This window comes from Arthrobacter sp. CAL618 (assembly GCF_000468215.1).
In the GTDB taxonomy this organism is placed as follows: domain Bacteria; phylum Actinomycetota; class Actinomycetes; order Actinomycetales; family Micrococcaceae; genus Arthrobacter_D.
The window spans coordinates 16,364-37,997 of sequence record NZ_ASZW01000034.1 but is presented as its reverse complement, the minus strand read 5'-3'; the positions used below and the strand labels follow the sequence as shown (position 1 = coordinate 37,997).

21 protein-coding genes are annotated in these 21,634 nt (G+C 65.4%); 1 reads left to right on the top strand and 20 read right to left on the bottom strand.

The features are described from left to right. Positions 1 to 18: 18 nt before the first annotated feature. The 12 genes from pyk to hisI form a co-directional block, all read right to left on the bottom strand. Entirely contained in the window at positions 19 to 1,512 is a 1,494-nt protein-coding gene (gene pyk, locus K728_RS0102085; RefSeq protein WP_024475700.1) for a pyruvate kinase, read from the bottom strand. 70 nt (positions 1,513 to 1,582) lie between these two features. Next, positions 1,583 to 3,040, bottom strand: coding sequence for a glutamate synthase subunit beta (locus K728_RS0102080; protein WP_019482409.1), 1,458 nt, complete (start codon positions 3,038 to 3,040; stop codon positions 1,583 to 1,585). Beyond that, the gene (gene gltB, locus K728_RS0102075; protein ID WP_024475699.1) at positions 3,033 to 7,742 is read right to left on the bottom strand and encodes a glutamate synthase large subunit; all 4,710 of its coding nucleotides are present in this window, start codon (positions 7,740 to 7,742) and stop codon (positions 3,033 to 3,035) included. The genes K728_RS0102080 and gltB overlap by 8 nt, the downstream gene beginning before the upstream one ends. Before the next feature lie 266 nt (positions 7,743 to 8,008). Continuing rightward, positions 8,009 to 9,067 carry a prolipoprotein diacylglyceryl transferase gene (lgt, locus tag K728_RS0102070; RefSeq protein WP_024475698.1) on the bottom strand — a complete coding sequence of 353 codons (1,059 nt, stop codon included), beginning with the start codon at positions 9,065 to 9,067 and terminating at the stop codon, positions 8,009 to 8,011. 3 nt (positions 9,068 to 9,070) lie between these two features. Further along, on the bottom strand, positions 9,071 to 9,871 hold the full coding sequence (gene trpA / locus K728_RS0102065) for a tryptophan synthase subunit alpha (RefSeq protein WP_019482412.1): 801 nt from the start codon (positions 9,869 to 9,871) through the stop codon (positions 9,071 to 9,073). Next, on the bottom strand, positions 9,868 to 11,202 hold the full coding sequence (gene trpB / locus K728_RS0102060; RefSeq protein ID WP_019482413.1) for a tryptophan synthase subunit beta: 1,335 nt from the start codon (positions 11,200 to 11,202) through the stop codon (positions 9,868 to 9,870). The genes trpA and trpB overlap by 4 nt, the downstream gene beginning before the upstream one ends. A gap of 43 nt (positions 11,203 to 11,245) precedes the next feature. Then, a complete protein-coding gene (gene trpC, locus K728_RS0102055) occupies positions 11,246 to 12,070 on the bottom strand; it encodes an indole-3-glycerol phosphate synthase TrpC (RefSeq protein ID WP_024475697.1) in 825 nt (274 codons plus the stop codon). Beyond that, positions 12,071 to 12,319, bottom strand: coding sequence for an HGxxPAAW family protein (locus K728_RS0102050; RefSeq protein ID WP_443110854.1), 249 nt, complete (start codon positions 12,317 to 12,319; stop codon positions 12,071 to 12,073). Positions 12,320 to 12,478: 159 nt separating this feature from the next. Further along, positions 12,479 to 12,691: a Trp biosynthesis-associated membrane protein gene (locus tag K728_RS22305; protein ID WP_050994876.1), complete on the bottom strand. Its 213-nt coding sequence runs from the start codon at positions 12,689 to 12,691 to the stop codon at positions 12,479 to 12,481. Beyond that, positions 12,685 to 13,125 carry a Trp biosynthesis-associated membrane protein gene (locus K728_RS18170; RefSeq protein WP_051317586.1) on the bottom strand — a complete coding sequence of 147 codons (441 nt, stop codon included), beginning with the start codon at positions 13,123 to 13,125 and terminating at the stop codon, positions 12,685 to 12,687. The genes K728_RS22305 and K728_RS18170 overlap by 7 nt, the downstream gene beginning before the upstream one ends. Continuing rightward, a complete protein-coding gene (locus K728_RS0102040) occupies positions 13,122 to 14,693 on the bottom strand; it encodes an anthranilate synthase component I (RefSeq protein ID WP_024475696.1) in 1,572 nt (523 codons plus the stop codon). Before K728_RS0102040 ends, K728_RS18170 begins: the two co-directional genes overlap by 4 nt. A 16-nt stretch (positions 14,694 to 14,709) precedes the next feature. Continuing rightward, on the bottom strand, positions 14,710 to 15,141 hold the full coding sequence (hisI, locus tag K728_RS0102035) for a phosphoribosyl-AMP cyclohydrolase (RefSeq protein ID WP_024475695.1): 432 nt from the start codon (positions 15,139 to 15,141) through the stop codon (positions 14,710 to 14,712). A gap of 120 nt (positions 15,142 to 15,261) precedes the next feature. Here hisI and K728_RS0102030 point away from each other — a divergent pair, with 120 nt between their 5' ends. Further along, positions 15,262 to 15,909: a TIGR03085 family metal-binding protein gene (locus K728_RS0102030; RefSeq protein WP_024475694.1), complete on the top strand. Its 648-nt coding sequence runs from the start codon at positions 15,262 to 15,264 to the stop codon at positions 15,907 to 15,909. A gap of 26 nt (positions 15,910 to 15,935) precedes the next feature. On the opposite strand, the gene hisF is transcribed toward K728_RS0102030, so the two are convergent. The 8 genes from hisF to ribD all read right to left on the bottom strand — a co-directional run bounded on the left by hisF (position 15,936) and on the right by ribD (position 21,634). Then, positions 15,936 to 16,706, bottom strand: a complete 771-nt coding sequence (gene hisF / locus K728_RS0102025; protein WP_019482419.1) for an imidazole glycerol phosphate synthase subunit HisF — start codon at positions 16,704 to 16,706, stop codon at positions 15,936 to 15,938. Positions 16,707 to 16,716: 10 nt separating this feature from the next. Further along, the gene (gene hisG / locus K728_RS0102020; protein ID WP_019482420.1) at positions 16,717 to 17,559 is read right to left on the bottom strand and encodes an ATP phosphoribosyltransferase; all 843 of its coding nucleotides are present in this window, start codon (positions 17,557 to 17,559) and stop codon (positions 16,717 to 16,719) included. 81 nt (positions 17,560 to 17,640) lie between these two features. Continuing rightward, a complete protein-coding gene (locus tag K728_RS0102015; RefSeq protein ID WP_024475693.1) occupies positions 17,641 to 17,904 on the bottom strand; it encodes a phosphoribosyl-ATP diphosphatase in 264 nt (87 codons plus the stop codon). 63 nt (positions 17,905 to 17,967) lie between these two features. Next, on the bottom strand, positions 17,968 to 18,447 hold the full coding sequence (gene ribH / locus K728_RS0102010; protein ID WP_019482422.1) for a 6,7-dimethyl-8-ribityllumazine synthase: 480 nt from the start codon (positions 18,445 to 18,447) through the stop codon (positions 17,968 to 17,970). Positions 18,448 to 18,508: 61 nt separating this feature from the next. After that, positions 18,509 to 19,165 (bottom strand): GTP cyclohydrolase II, encoded by a 657-nt coding sequence (locus tag K728_RS0102005; RefSeq protein WP_024475692.1) that lies wholly within the window; start codon positions 19,163 to 19,165, stop codon positions 18,509 to 18,511. Continuing rightward, complete coding sequence (ribB, locus tag K728_RS0102000) at positions 19,162 to 19,830, bottom strand: 3,4-dihydroxy-2-butanone-4-phosphate synthase (RefSeq protein ID WP_024475691.1); 669 nt, start codon at positions 19,828 to 19,830, stop codon at positions 19,162 to 19,164. The genes K728_RS0102005 and ribB overlap by 4 nt, the downstream gene beginning before the upstream one ends. Next, on the bottom strand, positions 19,827 to 20,537 hold the full coding sequence (locus K728_RS0101995; protein ID WP_019482425.1) for a riboflavin synthase: 711 nt from the start codon (positions 20,535 to 20,537) through the stop codon (positions 19,827 to 19,829). Before K728_RS0101995 ends, ribB begins: the two co-directional genes overlap by 4 nt. Beyond that, positions 20,522 to 21,634, bottom strand: a complete 1,113-nt coding sequence (ribD, locus tag K728_RS0101990) for a bifunctional diaminohydroxyphosphoribosylaminopyrimidine deaminase/5-amino-6-(5-phosphoribosylamino)uracil reductase RibD (protein WP_024475690.1) — start codon at positions 21,632 to 21,634, stop codon at positions 20,522 to 20,524. Before ribD ends, K728_RS0101995 begins: the two co-directional genes overlap by 16 nt.

Here is a 21,634-nt window from a genome sequence, read left to right as displayed (position 1 = left end):
GCTGACTTACCTACAAGCCTATTTGAGCTTGTTCTTGACCGGCCACGGACCGACCTTCTCCTTGTTCGGAGTGTAACCGTTAGGGAGCTGTCCGGCGTCCGCAATGTCGCCGACCTTATGCACCTTGATGGAGTTGGTCGAGCCTGCCTGCCCCGGAGGCGACCCGGCAGCAATGACCACCAGGTCATCCGGCTCCACGAGACCCTGCTCCAACAGCACCCGATCCACCTGGGCGGTCATCTGGTCGGTGTGCTCAACGAACTCCACGAGCATCGGCTGGATACCCCAGATCATCGCCATCGAGTTCAGCGTTGACTGAACCGGGGTGAAAGCGAATACCGGCTTGGTAGGCCGCAGGCGCGACAAGCGACGTGCCGAGTCACCCGATTGGGTAAAGGTACAGATGTACTTCGCGTCCAGCTGGTCGGCGATCTCCACCGCCGCACGGGTAATCGCACCGCCACGGGTTTTGGGCTTGCTACCCAGTGGAGGTACCCGGTCCAGACCGTGCTTCTCGGTCGACTCGATGATGTTCGCCATCGTCTGGACGGTCTCCATGGGGTACTTGCCCACACTGGTTTCGCCCGAGAGCATGACGGCGTCGGCTCCGTCGAGTACTGCGTTGGCACAGTCAGACGCCTCAGCGCGCGTGGGCCGCGGGTTGTCAATCATTGACTCGAGCACCTGGGTCGCCACGATTACCGGTTTGGCCCAACGACGGGCGAGCTCGATGGCCCGCTTCTGCACAATCGGTACCTCTTCGAGGGGCAGCTCCACGCCCAAATCGCCGCGCGCCACCATGATGGCGTCAAACGCGTCGATGATCTCCTCGATAGCGTCCACCGCCTGGGGCTTTTCGATCTTCGCAATGACCGGAACCCGGCGTCCCTCTTCGTCCATAATTTCGTGAACGCGGACGACGTCGGACGCGTTCCGCACGAATGACAGTGCCACCATGTCGACGCCACGCTGGATGGCCCACCGCAGGTCGGCCTCATCCTTGTCGCTCATCGCAGGCACACTCACCGCGACACCGGGAAGGTTGATGCCCTTGTTGTTTGATACAGCGCCGCCGACGGTGACGACAGCAACAACCTTCGTGCCGTCGACCTGAGTTGCGCGCATGGCAACCTTGCCGTCGTCGATGAGCAGGGTGTCGCCCACATTGACGTCGTTGGGCAGGCCGAGGTGGGTAGTGGAGCAAATGTCCTGCGTGCCCTCGACGTCCTCGGTGGTGATGGTGAAGGTGTCGCCGGGAGCGAGTACATGCGGGCCATCAACAAATCGACCAAGGCGGATCTTCGGCCCCTGGAGGTCGGCGAAGATCGCCACCGGACGGCCCAGCTCTTCCGAAGCCTGCCGCACATACTCGTAGGTCTGGTTATGCACCGTGTGATCGCCGTGGCTCATGTTCATCCGGGCAACGTCAACACCGGCTTTCAACACCGCCACCGTGTTCTCATAGCTCGCGATTGCGGGGCCGAATGTTGCAACAATTTTTGCGCGTCTCATGAAACCTAGCCTAGTCGTCTTGTAGTAGATGATGTTGGGTGCGCGGCGGCCTGCTCGCGACTTCGTGCACTCAGAGCACTGCCATGGCTCGGTCGGTGGGAGCCACCGGTGCCGGCAGTTTGGTCTTCCCCATCAGCCACTGATCCACTGCCGCGGCGCAAGCGCGCCCCTCCGCGATGGCCCAGACGATCAATGACTGTCCGCGGCCGGCATCGCCTGCCGCGAAGATCCCGGGAGTGTTGGTCATGTAGTAACCGTCCCGGCCAATATTGCCGTGTTCGTCGAACTCGGCCTGCACCTGCTCGGTGATACCGGCCGGTTCGGGTCCGGTGAATCCGAGTGACAGGAACACCAGGTCCGCCGGGATGTTTCGTTCGGTGCCAGCCTTCGGCACCCGGCGTCCCTCCACGAACTCCGTCTCGGCAACGCGAATAGCCGTCAGCTTGCCGTTCTCGCCGACAAATTCGACGGTGGACGCGAGGTAGGTCCGCTCGCCACCTTCTTCATGCGCGCTGGCAACCTCGAACAGGGTCGGGAACGTTGGCCACGGCTGGTGCGCGGCGCGGTCCGCCGGAGGCTGTTGACCGATTGCCAGCGTCGTCACCGATGCTGCGCGCTGACGGTGCGCGGTACCCAGGCAATCCGCACCGGTGTCACCGCCACCGAGGATGACCACGTGCTTGCCTTCGGCGTCGATCTGCTGTTCGACGACGCCGCCGGCGCTCACCCGATTGGCCTGCACCAGGTAGTCCATCGCGAAGTGGACGCCCTCAAGTTCCCGGCCAGGGATGGGCAGGTCACGCGGGATGGTGGCACCGGTGGCCACCACGACGGCGTCGTAGCGGCGCCGCAGCTGGTCCCAACTGATGTCCCGGCCCACCTCGACACCGGTCCTGAACCGGGTGCCCTCGGCGCGCATCTGCTCAAGGCGCCGTTCCAGATGGTGCTTTTCCATTTTGAAGTCGGGGATCCCGTAGCGCAGGAGCCCACCGATCTTGTCGTCACGCTCGTAGACCGCGACCGTGTGACCGGTCCGGGTCAGCTGCTGCGCCACGGCAAGGCCGGCCGGGCCTGAGCCGACGACGGCGATGGTCCGGTCGGTGAGCCGCTCCGGTGGGTGTGCCTCGACCCAGCCCTCGGCGAAGGCCTCATCGATGATTGACACCTCCACCTGCTTGATCGTCACAGGCGGCTGGTTGATTCCGAGCACGCAGGACGCCTCACACGGGGCCGGACACAGCCGGCCGGTGAACTCGGGGAAGTTGTTGGTGGCGTGCAGCCGCTCAATCGCTTCCCTGCCTTTGTCACGGTACGTGAGGTCATTCCATTCCGGGATCAGGTTGCCCAGCGGGCAGCCCTGGTGGCAGAACGGGATACCGCAGTCCATGCACCGTCCGGCCTGGGCTTTGAGGACACCCTTTTCCTGCGCCTCATAAACCTCTTTCCAGTCCATAATCCGCACTGGCACAGGCCTGCGGGGTTGGGTCTGGCGTTCGCGTACCTTCATGAATCCGCGTGGATCACCCACCGGTTACCTCCAAGATTCGGGTCCAAGCTTCTTCACCGTCGGGATCGAGCCCATCTTCGATGGCCGCCGCCCGCGCGTCAAGGACCGCTGCGTAGTCACGCGGCAGCACCTTGGTCAGTCGGGCGATCGTGTCATCGAAATTCTCCAGCAGGTGCGTTGCGAGGTTCGATTCGGTCTCTTCCACATGCTTGATCATCAGCTGACGCACTATTTCGATATCCTCGGCGTCGAGATCAACGAGTTGAAGTTCGCCGTTCTCAAGGCTCTGGATGTTCATGCGCCGCCGGTTCAGGTCCAGCACGTAGGCGGTACCACCGGACATCCCCGCCCCGAAGTTGCGGCCGGTCCGACCGAGGATCAGGGTCTGCCCGCCGGTCATGTACTCGCACCCGTGGTCGCCGATTCCTTCGACAACCGCCGTGGCACCCGAGTTGCGCACCAGGAAGCGCTCCCCTACCTGCCCTCTGAGGAAGATTTCGCCGCTGGTTGCCCCGTAGCCGATCACGTTGCCGGCGATCACGTTGCGGTCGGCTGCGAACACGTTGGAGCGGTCGGGCCGAACAATCACCCGGCCGCCGGAGAGGCCCTTACCCACGTAGTCATTCGAGTCGCCGAACAACCGCAGCGTGATCCCCGCTGGCAGGAATGCTCCCAGCGATTGGCCGGCCTGCCCGGTGAGCGTCACGTCGATGGTGTCGGTGGCCAGCGTCTCGATACCGAACCGTCGGGTCACCTCGTGTCCCAGCATGGTGCCCACCGACCGGTCGGTGTTGACCACGTCAACCGAGATCTTCACCGGCGCACGGTTCTCCAGTGCGTCCGCGCTCATCTCGATGAGCTTCCGGTCGAAGTGCTGATCCAGCTCGTGGTTCTGGGTGGTCATATTGCGCATCGGAGCGTCGTCGCCGAACTCGTTGCCGCGCAGGATCGGATCCAGATCCAGCCCATCGGCTTTCCAATGGTTGATGGCCTTGCGGGCATCGAGTGATTCGCTGTGGCCGATCGCCTCTTCAATGCTCCTGTAGCCCAGGCTGGCGAGGATTTCCCTGACCTCCTCGGCGAGGAACTCGAAGAAGTTGACCACAAACTCCGGCTTGCCGGTGAACCGGGACCGCAGTTCGGGGTTCTGGGTGGCTACGCCCACAGGACACGTGTCCAGGTGGCAGACGCGCATCATGATGCAGCCGGAGACAACCAGCGGGGCGGTGGCGAAACCGAACTCCTCGCCCCCCAACAGGGCTGCGATGACGACGTCGCGCCCGGTCTTCAGCTGACCGTCCACCTGGACCACCACGCGGTCGCGGAGCCCGTTGAGCATCAGGGTCTGCTGCGTTTCCGCGAGGCCCAACTCCCACGGAACCCCGGCGTGCTTGAGGGAGTTCAGTGGGCTGGCACCGGTGCCGCCGTCGTGCCCGGAGATGAGGACGACGTCGGCCTTGGCCTTGGTCACGCCCGCCGCGACGGTGCCGATCCCCACTTCGGAGACCAGCTTGACGTGCACCCGGGCCGATGGATTGGACCGCTTGAGGTCGTAGATCAGCTGGGCAAGATCCTCGATCGAGTAGATGTCGTGGTGCGGCGGTGGCGAAATCAACGCCACCCCCGGGGTTGAGTGCCGGGTCCGGGCTACCCAGGGGTAGACCTTCTGGCTCATCAGCTGACCGCCCTCGCCGGGCTTGGCACCCTGCGCCATTTTGATCTGGATGTCCTGGGCGTTGGTCAGGTAGAGGCTGGTGACACCGAACCGGCCCGAGGCAACCTGCTTGATGGCAGAACGACGCTCCGGATCGAGCAACCGGTCAACATCTTCGCCGCCTTCACCGGTGTTGGACTTGCCGCCCAACCGGTTCATGGCGATGGCCAGCGTCTCGTGGGCTTCCTGGGAGATGGACCCGTAGCTCATGGCACCGGTGGAGAATCGTTTGACGATGCAGGAGACCGGTTCCACCTCGTCGATGGAGATCGGTTCGCGCACCCCCTCCTTGAACTGGAGGAGCCCACGCAGGGTCATCAGTTCCTTGGACTGGTCATCGACGCCGCGGGTGTACGCCTTGAAGATGTCGTAGCGCCGCTCCCGGGTGGCATGCTGCAGCCGGAACACTGTTTCGGGATTGAACAGATGCGGTGGGCCGTCGCGGCGCCACTGGTATTCGCCGCCATTGTCCAGGCTCTGGTGCGGATCGTCGATGCCATCCTCGGGGTACGCGCTGGCATGCCGGGCAGCCGTTTCGGCCGCCAGCACGTCCAGGCCGACGCCGCCGAGTTGCGTCTGGGTGCCGTGGAAGTATTCGTCGACCAGTTCCTGACCGAGGCCCAGCGCTTCGAACGTCTGCGCGCCGCAGTAGGAACCCACGGTGGAGATGCCCATCTTGGACATGATCTTCAGGACGCCCTTGCCGAGCCCCTTGATCAGGTTCGCGACGGCCTGCTCGGCGGTGACACCGGTGACGTCACCGTTGCGAACCAGCTCCTCACAGCTCTCCATCGCCAGGTAAGGGTTGATCGCTGAAGACCCGTAGCCGATCAGCGCTGCTACGTGATGTACTTCGCGCACATCGCCGGCTTCGACCACGAGGGAGGTCTTGGTCCGGTTTGCGCTCTTCAGGAGGTGATGGTGGACAGCGCTGGTGAGCAGCAGCGACGGGATCGGCGCCCACTGCGCGTTCGAGTCACGGTCCGAGAGCACCACGTACTGGATGCCCCGGTTGATGGCGCTGGAGACCTGCTCACAGATCTCGGTGAGCCGCGCCCGCAGGGAGGCTTCCCCGCCGTCGGGCCGGTACAGGCCGCGCACCTTCATGGCGATGCGTTCGCCGTCGTCGTTGGAGAGATTGGCGATCTTCGCCAGCTCGTCGTTGTTGATGACCGGGAAGCTGAGCCCCACCTGGCGGGAGTGCACCTGTTTGGTGGAGAGCAGGTTGCCGTTCGGGCCGATGGAGGCCCGCAGTGAGGTCACCAGTTCCTCACGGATGGAGTCCAGCGGCGGGTTCGTGACCTGAGCGAAGGACTGCACAAAGTAGTCGAAGAGCAGCCGGGGGCGCTTGGACAGCACTGCCACCGGGGTGTCGGATCCCATCGCGCCCAGCGGTTCCGCGCCGGCCTTCGCCATCGGGCCGATCAGGATGCGTAGTTCTTCCTGCGTATAGCCGAAGGTGCGCTGGCGCCGGTTGATGGACGCCTTGGTGTGCAGGACGTGCTCCCGTTCGGGGAGGTCCTTCAGGTGCAGCAGGTTGTCTTTGACCCATTCACCCCAGGGGTTGGCGGAGGCGATTTCGGCCTTGATCTCCTGGTCCTCGATGACGCGGCCTTCCTCGGTGTCAACGAGGAACATCTTGCCCGGGGACACCCTGCCCTTGTGCACCACCTTGGACGGTTCGATGTCGATGACACCCACCTCTGAGGCGAGCACCACCAACCCGTCCTCCATCACCCAGTAGCGGGCGGGGCGTAGTCCGTTGCGGTCCAGGACCGCGCCGACGAGAGTGCCGTCTGTGAAGGACACTGCGGCTGGGCCGTCCCACGGCTCCATCAGCATCGAGTGGTACTGGTAGAACGCACGGCGGGCCGGATCCATGGTGGAGTGGTTTTCCCACGCCTCCGGGATCATCATCATGATGGCGTGGGTGATGGGCCGGCCGGAGAGCATCAGCAGTTCGGCGACCTCATCGAACGACGCCGAATCCGACGCCCCGGGCGTGCAGATGGGGAACAGCTCTTCCGGATCATCGCCGAGCAGGCTGTGGGAGAGCTGCGACTGGCGGGCGCGCATCCAGTTCCGGTTGCCCTTGACCGTGTTGATCTCGCCGTTGTGGGCGATGGTCCTGAACGGCTGGGCCAGCGGCCAGGACGGGAAGGTGTTGGTGGAGAACCGGGAGTGGACAATGCCCAGCTTGGTCTTGAACCGCGGGTCGGACAGGTCGGGGTAGAACGGTTCCAACTGCGCGGTGGTCAGCATGCCCTTGTAGACCATGGTCTTCGAGGACAGCGAGGGGAAGTAGACGCCGAGCTTGTTCTGGGCGCGCTTACGGACCCGGAACGCCAGGGCATCAATATCGACGGCGTCTGCAGTGTCACCGGCTGGTGACAGGAAGAGCTGCACAAAATGGGGCATGCAGGCGCGGGCCATGGCGCCGACCAGATCGGCCTGGATCGGCACGTCCCGCCAGCCGAGGACGGTGAGTCCCTCGGACTCGGCAATCGCTTCCAGCCCGGCACGGGCGGTTTCTTCCTCACGGCCTGCGGCGGGGAGGAAAGCGGTCCCGACGGCGTACTGCCCGGCGGGTGGGAGGTCGAAGTCGACGACGGCCCTGAAGAACTCGTCGGGCACCTGGGTGAGGAGGCCTGCGCCGTCGCCCGTTCCCTCGTCGGCGCCTACCGCACCCCGGTGTTCCAGGTTGCGGAGCGCGGTCAACGCATGGTCGACGATGTCGTGGCCGGGTTCGCCGCGGAGGGTAGCGATCACGGCAAGGCCGCAGGCGTCCTTCTCGTTCTCCGGGTTATACAGACCCTTGGCCTCGGGGATGTTGGCGAACCTCTCGAAGGGAGATTCGACGCCAGGGCTGGTGACGTCGGGGCCGGTTGCCTCCGGGGCAACCTCGTCGACGATTGACGGGTGCTGCTGGTGCTCGGCCGATACATTTGCCGCCGAGTTCTCAGCTGTGGAGTTGCCGGCTGCGGAGTTGCCGGAAATGGGAGCATTCATAGGTAGAGTCCTTCCCCCAGAATGGAGCGTCGGGAGGGGACGGCCTTGGCCCCAGGTCTGCAGCTTCGTGAGCTGCGCACTACACGAACTTATTCAAGATTCTATGGCTTGGCTGACGTTTTCCGGAGGTTTCTGGGACAACGATTGCAGAACAAACGGGCACTGGTGTGCCCGACCATAACCGGCACTCCGCCCGAGGGGTGGTCTGCGGCGCGCCGGGGCCACGTCTCTGTGGCGGTGTCCATGGTGGGCGGTGGCCCTGGACGCTAGGGGCGGGAATCGTTCTCCCTTGGCGTGTCAGGAGTGACTTCCGTCTCGGGAAGGTTTTCCTTGCTGCCGTTTGTTTCGACGAGATTACCACGGGTAGTGGAATTCGTTTCCTCTGTGTCCGCATGGTGGGAGTGGATCCCACCGTCGGCGTCTGTTTCGTCGGTGACCGCTGGTTCCCGCCCGGGAAGGTACAGCGACTGGGTGCCGGTGCTTTTACGCTTGACCCCAAGATAGATCAGGACAGCGATCGCGCCGATCAGGACCAGGATGCTGGTCCACACATTGAGGCGCTGGGTGACACCGAAGAAGGTGACCAGCTCGGCGTCGTCAATCCTGAGGGCCTCGATCCAGACCCGACCGGCGGTGTAGTAGGCGGCGTAGGCCCAGAACATCATGCCACCGCGAAGGCCGAAGCGCTTGTCAAGAAGCAGCAGGAGGGCGACGCCGGCGAGATTCCACAGCATTTCGTACAGGAAGGTGGGGTGGAACAGCGTGTCGGCTGCCATGCCGTCCGGGAAGTTGGCGTTCTCGGGGTCGATTTCCAGGCCCCAGGGCAGCGTGGTGGGCGCGCCGAAGAGCTCCTGGTTGAACCAGTTCCCCAACCGTCCGACCGCCTGCGCCAGCAGGATTCCCGGTGCGGCGGCGTCCGCGAACGCACTGAGCCGGACCCCCGACCTGCGGCATCCGATCCAGGCACCGACGGCGCCCAGGGCGATGGCGCCCCAGATGCCCAGCCCGCCCTCCCAGATCCGTGGGATGCGGGAGAGGTCACCATCCGGTCCGAAGTAGGCGTCCGGTGAGGAGAACACGTGATAAAGCCGTCCACCAAGGATGCCGAAGGGGATGGCCCAGATGGCCACGTCCCAGATGACGTCAGGGTTCCCGCCATACCGCTTCCAGCGGGAAACGGTCAGCATCAGTGCCAGAACAATACCGGCCAGGATGCATAGGGCGTAGGTGTAGAGCGTCAGCGGCCCAAGGCTGAAGGATGCCCACTCGGCTGGCGGGCTCGGAATACTGAGGGGAAGCGCCCCGATGGTGCTCACGATACCCATGGGTTAGCTCTTTCCCGTTCCGCTACTGAGATCCTTGGTCAATTCCGAGAGTGCCTCGACGCCACCGTCGCGCAGGGCAGCAACGAGGGCGGTGCCCACGATCACCCCGTCCGCATAGGCGGCGATTTCCTTGACCTGTGCGGCCGTTGATACTCCCAGGCCCACGCAGGCGCGTTCGGCACCCGCGCCGTGGGCGGCGTCGACGACGGCGCGCGCCGCCGAGCTGACTGCGGTCCGTGCGCCGGTGATGCCCATGATCGACACGGCGTAGACGAACCCGCGGCTCGCCTTGACCGTGCGCTCCATGCGTTCGGGACTGGTTGAGGGTGCCACGAGGAAGATCCGGTCCAGGCCGAACTCGTCGGAGGCTGCAATCCACGCTCCGGCCTCATCAGGGATGAGGTCGGGGGTGATCAGTCCCGCCCCACCGGCTTCGTGCAGGCGCCGGGCAAATTCGCGGACACCCAGCTGCATCACTGGGTTCCAGTAGGTCATGACCAGCACGGCCGCGTCAGTCTGGGAGGTGATGCCCTCGACAATGTCGAAGATCCGCTCGACGGTGAACCCGTTCTTGAGGGCCTGCACTGTCGCGTCCTGGATGACCTGGCCGTCCATGACGGGGTCGGAGTAGGGGATGCCGATCTCGATCAGGTCCACGCCGTTGTTGGCCATTGCCAGCGCCGCATCAATGGTGGTCTGGACGTCGGGGAAGCCCGCAGGCAGGTAGCCGATCAGGGCCGCGCGTCCGGCGTCGCGTGCCCGGTCGATCGCTGCGGCGGCTTTGCTCGTGGTCTGGGTGGTCACAACTGTTCTCCGTCTTTCCCGATTTCGGCTTCGGCGCTGTCATCTGGTAGCAGGTCGAAGTATTCGGCAGCGGTAGCCACGTCCTTGTCACCCCGGCCTGAAAGGTTGATCAGCACAATCTTCTCGGACGGATCCCCGCCCTCCGCGGCAAGCCGCTGGCCCACCTTGATGGCACCCGCCAGAGCGTGGGCCGTCTCGATGGCTGGGATGATTCCTTCGCTGCGGCACAGCACGCGGAAAGCGTCCATGGCCTCGGCGTCGGTGATCGGTTCGTAGCTGACCCGGCCAATGTCGGCGAGGTACGCGTGCTCGGGGCCCACCCCAGGGTAATCGAGTCCGGCTGAGATGGAGTGGGACTCGATGGTCTGGCCGTCGTCGTCCTGCATCAGGTAGGAGCGGGCGCCGTGCAGCACTCCCGGGCGTCCGAGGGTGATGGTCGCGGCGTGCCGGCCGGTTTCGACGCCCTCACCGCCGGCCTCGAAGCCGTACAGGGCCACCCCTGGGTCGTCCAGGAACCCGTGGAACATGCCGATGGCGTTGGACCCGCCCCCGATGCAGGCGCAGACGGCGTCGGGCAGCTTGCCGGTTTCCGCCAGCATCTGCTCTCGGGCTTCTTCACCGATGACTTCGTGGAAGAACCTCACCATTGATGGGAACGGGTGCGCTCCGGCAGCGGTGCCGAGGAGGTAATGGGTGGTGTCGACGTTGGCCACCCAGTCGCGCAACGCCTCGTTAATAGCGTCCTTGAGCGTCTGGGACCCGCTGGTCACAGGGATCACCGTGGCGCCAAGCAGCTCCATCCGGGCAACGTTCAGCGCCTGACGGCGGCAGTCTTCGGCACCCATGTAGACGACGCACTCGAGACCCATCAAAGCCGCCGCGGTGGCGCTGGCCACGCCGTGCTGACCGGCACCTGTTTCGGCGATGACCCGGGTTTTACCCATCCGCTTGGCGAGGAGAGCCTGACCCAGCACGTTGTTGATCTTGTGGGATCCGGTGTGGTTGAGGTCTTCACGCTTGAGGAAGATCCGGACTCCCCCGGCATACTCGGCGAAGCGCTTGGCCTCGGTGAGCAGCGACGGCCGGCCGGCATAGGTGCGATTCAGTTCGGCCACCTGGGCGGTGAACTCGGGATCGGCCTTCGCCTTGTCAAAGGTGTCGGTCAGCTCATCCAGGGCAGCGATCAGGGACTCGGGCATCCATCGGCCGCCGTACTCACCGAAGTACGGTCCTGGGGCGTGGCGGAGGCTTGCCGTCGGATCGAGGAACGCGTCGGCGGTATCGGTGGTGACCCCGGTGGATGCGTTGGCTGCCTGTGGCGAATCGGTCATGAGCTTGCCTGTCCTGTTGTGGTGGTGTGCTGCGTACCGGTGGTTAGGCGGTCGGCTGGTCCTGGTCGGCCAGTCGGGCGCTGCGGCCGGCGTCGAGGAACGCGGCGATGGTGTCTTCGGGGTTGTCGTGGCGAACCAGCGCCTCGCCAACCAAGATGGCGTCTGCCCCATCCGAGGCGAACCGGTCGACGTCGGCCACGTCCCGCACGCCAGACTCGGCGACGATCAGTGTGCCCGCCGGGATTCCTCCGGCCAGTGGCCCGAAGACTGACCGGTCAATGTCAAGCGTCTTGAGGTTGCGCACGTTGATCCCGATGATCTTGGCCCCCACCGCAACGGCCCGTTCAACCTCGACGTCCGTATGGGTTTCGACCAGCGCGTTCATCCCCAGCTCGTGGGTGAGCGCGAGGAAGCGTGCAAGTTCCTCGTCAGTGAGGGCCGCGACGATCAGCAGGATCAGGTCGGCTCCGTGGGCACGAGCCTCCCAGATTTGGTACTCGTCAACGGTGAAGTCCTTGCGCAACAGGGGGAGGTCGACGGCGGCGCGCACCGAGTCGAGATCCGCGAGGGACCCCCCAAAACGGCGTTGTTCGGTGAGGACGCTGACGACGGCGGCCCCGCCGGTTTCGTAGCGGACCGCCAGTCCTGCCGGGTCCGCAATGTCCGCCAGCGCACCCTTCGAGGGGCTGCGCCGTTTCACCTCCGCGATCAGGGTGATCCCCGAGCCGTCACCGCTCAGGGCCGCGTAGGCGTCCCGGGGTGCCGGGGCGGCCGCGGCGTCGTCGCGCAGGTGCTCTAGCGGACGCGCCGCAACCCGCGGCGCGAGGTCCTCACGGACGCCCGCAATGATGTCGTCGAGAACGCTCACCTAGTCGTCTTTGCCCTTCAGCTTCGAACCGCCGACGCCGTAGCCTGCACGCTTCATGACGAAACCGGCAGCGAGACCGATCACCATGACTGCAATGCCAATCCAAAACAGGACCGTGCCGGCGTCGAAGTTTCCTTCAGTGCTGGCGAAAACATAGGCGAACGACGAGACGGCGGCGCCTGCCAACATGATCAGGACGCAGGTCCATGCGGCGGGGCTATTGCCATGCCCGATGGTCTCGTCATGCATCGAGGCGTGGCTCTGCTTGGAGTTCTCCGGGTGCTCTGTCGAAGCGGTCCGGGTGGATGCGTTAGCTGTGGCGTCTTTGGCCATGGTGACTCTCCTTGAAACTGGTCTACTGTCCATTCTGCCATTAGTTCAGGGCGACCGCGGTCTGCCCTCACCCGTTTAGCTGGTGGGATCTTTTCCCTTGGTCAGCTGGTCCCAGCTGTCGATCTCGTCCGAGTGGGCGGTCGTCTTCCGGGCTGGCGAATCAGCGTCGGCTACTTTCTCGTACCGCATGGAGCGGTTCCAGCTGCGGCCGGCGAGGAGCATCCAGACGGCGGCGCCGATCAGGCCCAGCCCGGCGAATGCCGCCAACCACGGGAAAAGGGTCAGCACGAGTCCGGCGTCGCTGTCGGTGCTGACGCCGATTGCTTCCCCAATGGCGGGGGNGCCGCACCGGTGGGATCCGCCACCACGAGCAGGCTGTTCCAGACAATGCCGACACCGGCGATAAACAGGATCGCCACCACCAGAATCCGGGCGACGCGGCCGGCGATGGAAACGGCCAGCGCTGCGGCCAGGGCGACAAGCGCGAATGCGGTGACTGCGGTGGCCGCGTCGCTGCCGGGGATCTGCAGGTCAGGGGTCTGGACGGCGTCCTGCGGCAGGATCACCGTCAGCCAGGTCTGGGTGGTGCTGGCGAAGGCGATAAGCGAAAAGAGCACCGTGGCAAGAATTACGGTGCCCTTGCGCTGCCAGCCCCGCGGGGCTGCCGGCGTGCTGCCATGGTTCGGGCCGGTGGTGTGGGGTGTTCCTGAACTGGTGCTCATGCGGGGGGCACCTCCTGAAGGTCAGTTGCGGAGACAGTCCTGAGGCTTGAGGCGATCAGGGCGGCCCGCAGCGGGGCTGCCGCCTTGTTGACCGTCTCCTGCGCCTCGTCCTCGAGAACCGAGTCGGCAACGATTCCGCCGCCGGCTTGCACATAGGCGCGGCCCTCACGGAGCAGTGCGGACCGGATGGCGATCGCCAGGTCCATGTCGCCAGCGAAGTCGAGGTAGCCCACCACCCCTCCGTAGATGCCCCGGCGGTGGGGCTCAACCTCGTCGATCAGACGCAGCGCCCGGGGTTTGGGCGCACCCGAGAGCGTTCCGGCGGGGAAGGTGGCGGCGAGGACGTCGTAGGCGGTTTTGCTGGGTGCCAGTGATCCGACGACGGTCGACACCAGGTGCATGATGTGACTGAACCGTTCCACCTCCATGAACTGGGTGACGTCCACTGACCCGGGGACACAGACCTTGGAGATGTCGTTGCGTGCCAAGTCCACCAGCATCAGGTGTTCGGCGCGTTCCTTTTCGTCCGCCAAGAGTTCATCGGCCAGGGCGCGGTCCTCCTCGAGGGTCTGGCCGCGCGGACGGGATCCCGCGATGGGGTGGGTGATGACATCGTTGCCGGTGACTGTGACCAGTGCCTCCGGGGAGGATCCGACAATCGAGTATTCCCTGCCATCGGCGTCAGCCAGGCTGAACAGATACATGTAGGGGCTGGGATTGGTGTTGCGCAGCACCCGGTAGACATCGAGGGGTGATGCCTGGCAGTCAAGTTCGAAGCGGCGTGAAATGACCACCTGGAAGACGTCGCCGTCGACAATGGCCCGCTTGCCCCGCTCGATTGCGGCGAGATACTTGGGCTTGTCCCATCGCTCGTCGACCCGGGACAACAGCTCGGCGGTGTCCACCGACCCGTCCTGCAATACCGAAACCGGCTGTTCGGCAGCTTCACCCAGCTTGGTGAGCATTGCACGGATCCGCCGGACGGCGTCGTGCCATGCCTCGTCCACCCGGTCGCTGGTTCCGTCGAAGTTGATTGCATTGGCTACCAGGGTGAGGGCGCCCTCCGAGTTGTCGTGCACCGCCATGTCGGTCACCAGGCACATGGCTAGCTCGGGGAGGAAAAGGTCGTCCTCGGGAGGGCTGGTCAGCCGCTCCCAGTGCCGGACCGATTCCCAGCCGATAAACCCCACCAGCCCCGAGGTGAACGGCGGCAGGTTGTCGAACCGCCGGGTACGCAATGCCTCGATGGTCTGGCGGAGGGCTTCAACCGGGCTACCTGAGGTGGGAACACCCGCGGGCGGCTCCCCCAGCCAGTGTGCCTCCCCGTCAAGACTGGTCAGCGTCGCCCGGGAGTGGGCGCCGATGAAGGAGTACCTCGACCACACGCCCCCAACAGCTGCCGATTCCATCAGGAACGTCCCGGGCTCGCCGTTGGCAAGCTTGCGGTAGATGGCAATCGGGGTGTGGGCGTCCGCCAGCACCTTCAGATGCACGGGTACTACCCGACGCTCTTTGGCGAGCTCGCGGAACTCGGCAAGGCTGGGGCTGATGACTCCAAGTTCCTGCATGAATGTGTGTGCTCTTTCAGCTGGCGGTGGGAAAGTTTTGGGGGGAACTGCCCGAGCCGACGACGACGTCGAGGTCCCGGCCATCGAAACAGGTCCGGGTGCCGGTGTGGCAGGCGGCGCCGACCTGGTCGACCCTGATGAGGAGGGCGTCGCCGTCGCAGTCTATGGCCGCGGACCGGACCCACTGGATGTGCCCGGAGGTGTCGCCCTTGCGCCAGTAGGTGTTGCGGGACCGGGAAAAGAAGGTGACCCGCCCCGTGGTGAGGGTGCGATGGACCGCTTCGTCGTCCATCCAGCCGAGCATCAGCACTTCGCCCGAATCATACTGTTGGATCACTGCGGCGACCAGCCCGGCGGGGTCGCGCTTGAGGGCCGCGGCGATCCCCGGATCGAGGGTCTTCCCCTCGGAAGAATCAGGCGTTGGCGTGGTGTCGGTGTGTGTTGGCATCGTCGTCAATTCTATCGCGCCGGTTGGCAGCCAGGAGACGGTGGCTGGTAGCCCATTGGAACGTCTAATCCGGCGGTGCTTCGTGCCAAAAAGCAGCGGATCGTGCTAGTTTCAGCAGTGATGCAATATGTAGAACCTTCCCGCGAAGTTTTGGCCGAAACGCTTCTCGCAGCAGGGCCCCATTCGCCCACGTTGTGTGCTGGCTGGCAGACCAAAGAGTTGGCAGCCCACTTATATCTGCGGGAACACCGACCTGCTGTCGGCCTTGCCATGGTCATCAAGCCCCTGGCCGCCGTATCCGAGAAATCAGTGCGAAAGATGTCCGCCAAAGCCGATTCGGCTGCCGGGTATCAGAAGCTGGTCGCGGATTTCCGTGCCGGGCACCCTTTCTACTCGCCCATGAAGCGCTCAAAGTCGCTTGATGCCAGCGCCAACCTGATCGAATACTTTGTGCATACCGAGGATGTCCGCCGCGCGCGGAGCCGGTGGGCGCCCCGTGCCCTCGATGAGGATTACTCAGACGCCCTCTGGGACGAACTCATCAAACGTGCTGCCATCCTGTACCGGGGCGTGGATCTGGGTATCGTGCTGGTTCGGTCCGATGGTTTACGCCATGTGGCCAAGCGCGCACCGGTATCGGTCGCCATCAAGGGCGATCCCGGAGAGCTGCTCATGCACGCCCATGGTCGCACCCGCCACGCCCTCGTGACGTTCGAGGGCCAGCCCGACGCCGTCGCGCTGCTCGATAGCGCCGAAGTAGGGCTCTGAACCCTCCCTCTGGCGAAACCCTCCCTCTAGCGGACCGGGAAGCCCGCGTCGCTGATGGCTTTCTTCACCTGGGCAATGGCGTCCAGGGGCCCGAAGTGGAACACCGACGCCGCGAGCACCGCATCGGCCCCGGCCTGCACTGCTGGCGGGAAGTGCTCAGGCAAGCCGGCCCCACCGGAGGCGATCAGCGGAACCTTGACGGCGGCACGCACCGCGCGGATCATCTCCAGGTCGAACCCGGCTTTGGTGCCGTCGGCGTCGATCGAGTTGAGCAGAATCTCGCCCACCCCACGGTCGGCTGCTTCCCTGGCCCACTGCACGGCGTCGATCCCGGTGCCCTGACGGCCCCCATGCGTGGTCACTTCGAAGCCCGACGGCGTCCCGCCACCAGGCACGCGCCGCGCGTCGAGCGAGAGCACCAGAACCTGCGACCCGAAGTGGCTGGAGATTTCGTCGATAACGTCCGGCCGGCTGACAGCTGCCGTGTTGATCGATGCCTTGTCGGCCCCGAACCGCAGCAGCTTGTCGACGTCCGCAATCCCGCGGACTCCCCCGCCGACTGTCAGCGGGATGAAGACCTCCTCCGCGGTGCGGGCGACGACGTCGAACGTGGTGTCCCGGTTGCCCGAGGACGCGGTAACGTCCAGGAAGGTCAGTTCGTCGGCGCCGGCGCGGTCGTACCGGTGAGCGAGCTCCACCGGGTCACCGGCGTCACGCAGATCGGCGAAGTTGATGCCCTTGACAACGCGACCGGCGTCGACGTCGAGGCACGGAATGACGCGAATGGCTACACCCATGGCTGCCTCCCTAGACCCTGCAGGCGTGGATGGTGCTGACGAGGATGGCGCGGGCGCCGAGCTCGTACAGCTCGTCCATGATGCGGTTGGTCTGGTTGCGCAGCACCATTGACCGGACGGCTACCCAGTCCGAGTCGCGGAGCGGCGACACGGTCGGCGACTCAAGGCCGGGTGTGAGGGCTGCCGCTGCGTCGACCAGGTCCTTGCGGATGTCGTAATCCATCAGCACGTACTGCCGTGCCACCAGGACACCCTGCAGCCGCCGGATCAGCACGTCCAGCCCAGCCGGGGTGTCCCCGCTGCGCCCAATCAGTACGGCTTCGCTACGCAGGATCGGGTCGCCGAAGATTTCCATCCCAGCGGCCTTGAGCGTGTTGCCGGTTTCGACGACGTCGGCGATGGCGTCGGCGACACCGAGGCGCACCGAGGATTCGACGGCGCCGTCGAGCCGTACCACCGTGGCGTTGACGCCGTGGTCGGCGAGATACCGGCGCAGCAGTCCGTCATAGCTGGTGGCGAGCCGCTTGCCGTCGAGCTGCCCGACGTCGGTGAAGTCGCCCACGGGGCCGGCGAACCGGAAGGTCGAGGCGCCGAAGCCGAGCGTCAGACGCTCTTCGGCGTCGACGTCGGCATCAAGGAACAGATCGCGGCCGGTGATCCCGACGTCGAGCGTCCCGGAACCCACGTAAACCGCGATGTCGCGGGGACGGAGGAAGAAAAATTCGACGCCGTTGTCCGGGTCTTCAAGGACCAGTTCACGGGTGTCGCGGCGCTGGCGGTAACCAGCCTCCGCGAGCATGGCGGAAGCGGATTCGGACAGGGCGCCCTTGTTGGGGACTGCTACACGAAGCATAGGGGTTCTTTCGCTGAAGTTTTCGAGGAGGTTCTGCTGGTTACTCACAGCTGGGCACTCACAGCTGTGGTGGGACGGTGGCTATAGATGCTTGTACACGTCGTCCAGGGTCAGACCCTTGGCGATCATCAGGACCTGTAGGTGGTAGAGCAGCTGGGAGATTTCCTCGGCGGCTGCCTCATCCGACTCGTATTCGGCGGCCATCCACACCTCGGCGGCTTCCTCAACCACCTTCTTGCCGATGCCGTGAACCCCGGAATCGAGTTCGACGATGGTGCGCGACCCGTCCGGACGTGCTACGGCCTTGGCGCTAAGTTCAGCAAAGAGTGTTTCGAAGCTTTTCACAACGCCAACGTTACTGGGTTGGCGGCGTTGAGCCTCATTCGGCAAGGTGCGTGTGACAAAGCTCTACCCCTGCCAGGGATCGAGCACTGCTGCGGTGGTCAGCGCGGCAGCGACCGATTCGTAGCCCTTGTCCTCGCTGGACCCGGGCAGCCCCGCCCGGTCCAGCCCCTGCTCCTCGGTGTCGCAGGTCAGGACGCCGAACCCAACGGGCTTTCCGGTCCGGACGCTGACATCGGTGAGACCTGAGGTGGCGGCCTGGCAGACATAGTCGAAGTGCGGGGTGCCGCCGCGGATGACGACGCCCAGCGCCACCACCGCGTCAAAGTGCGGTGCCAACCGGGCGGCGGCAACGGGCAACTCGAAGCTGCCCGGGACGCGGACCACGGTGGGCTGGATTCCGGCATCCGTGGCGGCCCGAAGCGCGCCGGCAAGCAATCCGTCCATAATCTCCGTGTGCCAGCTGGCGGCGACGACGACGAGGCGAAGCTGCCCCTGTCCGGACAGGTGGCTGAGGTCGATGGTTGGTGCGCCGTGGCCGCTCATGAGGGTCTCTTTTCGGTGGGTTGAGGCTGGTGAGGCTGGTGGGTCTGATGATCGGGGTCGGTCAGCTCTGCTGGACCCCGTGGTCTTCCAGCAGGGTCAGCTGGTGGTTCAGCCGGTCCCGTTTGGTCTGCAGGTACCGCTGATTCTCGGCGCGCGCGGGCACCTCCGAGGGAACCATCGCGGTGACATCGATGCCGTGCAGGACGAGTTTGTCCCGCTTTTCGGGGTTGTTGCTGAGCAGCCGGATGGAGCGCAGACCAAGCTGGCTCAGGATTGCCGCGGCGGCCTGGTAGTCCCGCGAGTCGACCGGCAGCCCGAGCTGTTCGTTGGCTTCGACAGTGTCCGCCCCGGTGTCCTGCAGGGCGTAGGCGCGCATTTTGTTGGCCAGGCCAATCCCCCTGCCCTCCTGGCCGCGCAGATACAGCACCGTGCCGCCCTGCTCGGCGATCAGTTGGAGGGCCTGCTCAAGCTGTTCGCCGCAATCGCAGCGATACGAGGAGAAGACGTCCCCGGTCAGGCATTCCGAGTGCATCCGCACCAGGGGTGTCTCCCCTTCGGGGCCGGAGTCGCTGCTTGCCCCGGGTGGGTTGGCCCCGGCGGAGGACAGGCTCAGGTGTTCAACCCCGGTCACCCCGTCGGTCCAGGCCTGGGTGGTGAACTGACCGAAGGCGGTGGGAAGGGCAACCTCCGGCCCGCCGGTGACGCTGGTGGTGTTCATCGGAGGTCCTTCTCGTCTCTGGTGGGGTCGCTGAGGTGGCTCAGCAGGTCTTTGATGGAGATCAGGGGCACACCGTGGCTGTCGGCGAAGTCCCTGAGGGCGGGCAGCCGCATCATGTGACCCTCGTCATGGACCACCTCGGCGATGACCGCCGCGGGTTCCAGGCCGGCGAGGGCGCACAACTCCAGCCCCGCCTCGGTGTGGCCTGGACGTTCACCGACGCCGCCCGGGGCGCCGCGCAACGGGAACATGTGGCCGGGCCGGGTGAGGTCGGCCGCCGTCGTCGTCGGATCGGCGAGGAGGCGGGCGGTGACCGCCCGGTCGGCGGCGCTGATCCCGGTGGAAATGCCCACCGCCGCGTCACAGGAGACGGTGTAGGCGGTGCCCTTGGCGTCCTCGTTGACGGCTGTCATGGGCGGCAGCAGCAGCCGGTCCGCGGCGGCGCCGGAAATCGGAACGCACAGCACGCCCGAGGTGTACCTGACGGTCCAGCCCACCAGCGCGGGGGTGGCGAACTGGGCGGCGAAGATGATGTCGCCTTCGTTTTCGCGCCGCTCATCGTCGACGACGACGACGGCCCGACCGGCTGCCATCGCCGCCACCGCCGCTGGTACCGAATCCAGGCGGACGGCTTGGCCCTGCAGTGCCGTGTGGTGGGCGATCATGGCTGCGGCCCTGCGACCGCCGGAGGGACCGACGGTTTCAGAATTGCCGGTTTCTGGATCGGGATGGTCTGGGTGTTCGGCGTCTGCCAGGCGGGCACCATGAAGCTCATGAGCCGCTCAGCGTATTTGGCCATCACATCCATTTCCAGGTTCACTGAATCCCCGACCTGTTTCAGGCCCAGACTGGTTTCCTGCAGGGTGGTGGGAATCAGCCCGACCTCAAACCAGGGGTCGGGAGCGGACACGGCGGACACGGCGCTGACCGTAAGTGAGACGCCGTCGACGGTGATAGACCCCTTTTCGGCCGCGTAGCGGGCCAGCCGGGTTGGTAGCCCGAAGCGCAGACGGTGCCAGGCGCCCTGGTTTTCTCGCTCAAGCAGGGTACCGATCCCATCGACGTGGCCCTGCACCACATGGCCATCCAGCCTCCCACTCGCGGGGACGCAACGCTCAAGGTTCACGGTGCTGCCGGCGGCCAGCGACCCGGTGGTGGTTCGCAGCAGGGTCTCCCCCATCACATCGACGGCGATCCGGCCGCCCTCAACACTGGTTGCGGTCAGGCAAACCCCGTTGACGGCGATTGAACCGCCCAGGCCCAGGTCCTCGCCGGTGGTTGGCGCGTCGAAGACCAGGATGGCGCTGGTCTGGTCCGCCGAGACGTCAAGTGAGACAACGCTGCCCTTTTCGGCGACTATTCCTGTGAACATGTACTGGGTCCTTTGCTGCTGGTCTGATGAGAAGCTGCTGTGTCGGCGGGTGCCGGGCTGAGGTGGAAGCGGACGTCGTTTCCGCACTGGGTGATCGCCGCGCCCCCATGCGGGTCGAGCATCCAGCTGCTGGCGTCCCCCAGTGAAGAGATCCCCAGGGCCTGGACCGCTGGCGTGCCGGCACCCAGGAACATCGGCGCCTGGTAGACGATGAGTTCATCGACCAGGCCAGCGGTCAGAAAGGCGGTGGCTATGGTGGGTCCGCCCTCGATCATCAGGTGGCCAACGCCGTCGTCGTACAGCTGACGCGCTGCCTCCCCCGGGTCGCGGGTGGTGAGGTGGACGAAGCGCCCGCGGCGGATTGCCGCACCCACAGGGATGGGGCGACGTCCCATGGCGACCCGGAGGGGCTGCCTTTCCGCGTCGGTCCCGTCAGGGTTGCGGGCAGAGAGTCGAGGATTGTCGGCCAGTACGGTACCAGTGCCCACCAGGACCGCATCGGCGCGCTGCCTGATGGAGTGGCCGTCGCTGCGGGACTCGGTGCCGGTGATCCACTGGCTGGAGCCGTCAACCGCGGCAACCTTACCGTCGAGGGTCTGGGCGATTTTGAGGGTGATGAAGGGGCGGCGGGAACTGGTCGCTTCCCGCCACCGGTGGTTCAGCTGGTGCGACTCATCGGCCAGCAACCCGCCAACCGCCTCGACGCCGTGGGCGGTGAGCCAGCCAGCGCCACCAGCGGCAGGGCCGTGGACGTCGTCGGCGGCGTAGACCACGCGGGTGATCCCGGCCGTCGCGATGGCTTCGGTGCAGGGGCCCGTACGCCCGGCATGGTTGCAGGGTTCAAGGGTGCAGATCAGCGTGCACCCGGTCAGGTCCGCCCGCTGCGTCAGGGCGTTGGTGAGGGCATCGACTTCGGCGTGCGGAGTGCCCGCCCCCCGGTGGTAGCCGGAGCCGATCACCGTGCCGCGCTCGTCGAGTACCACTGCTCCCACCAGTGGGTTGGCGCCACGCACACCGCGCCCGGCCAGTCCGATGGCGGATCGCATCGCGTCGCATTCAGCGGCGGAGAAGACAGGGTTCAGGGAGGTCGTGTCCAC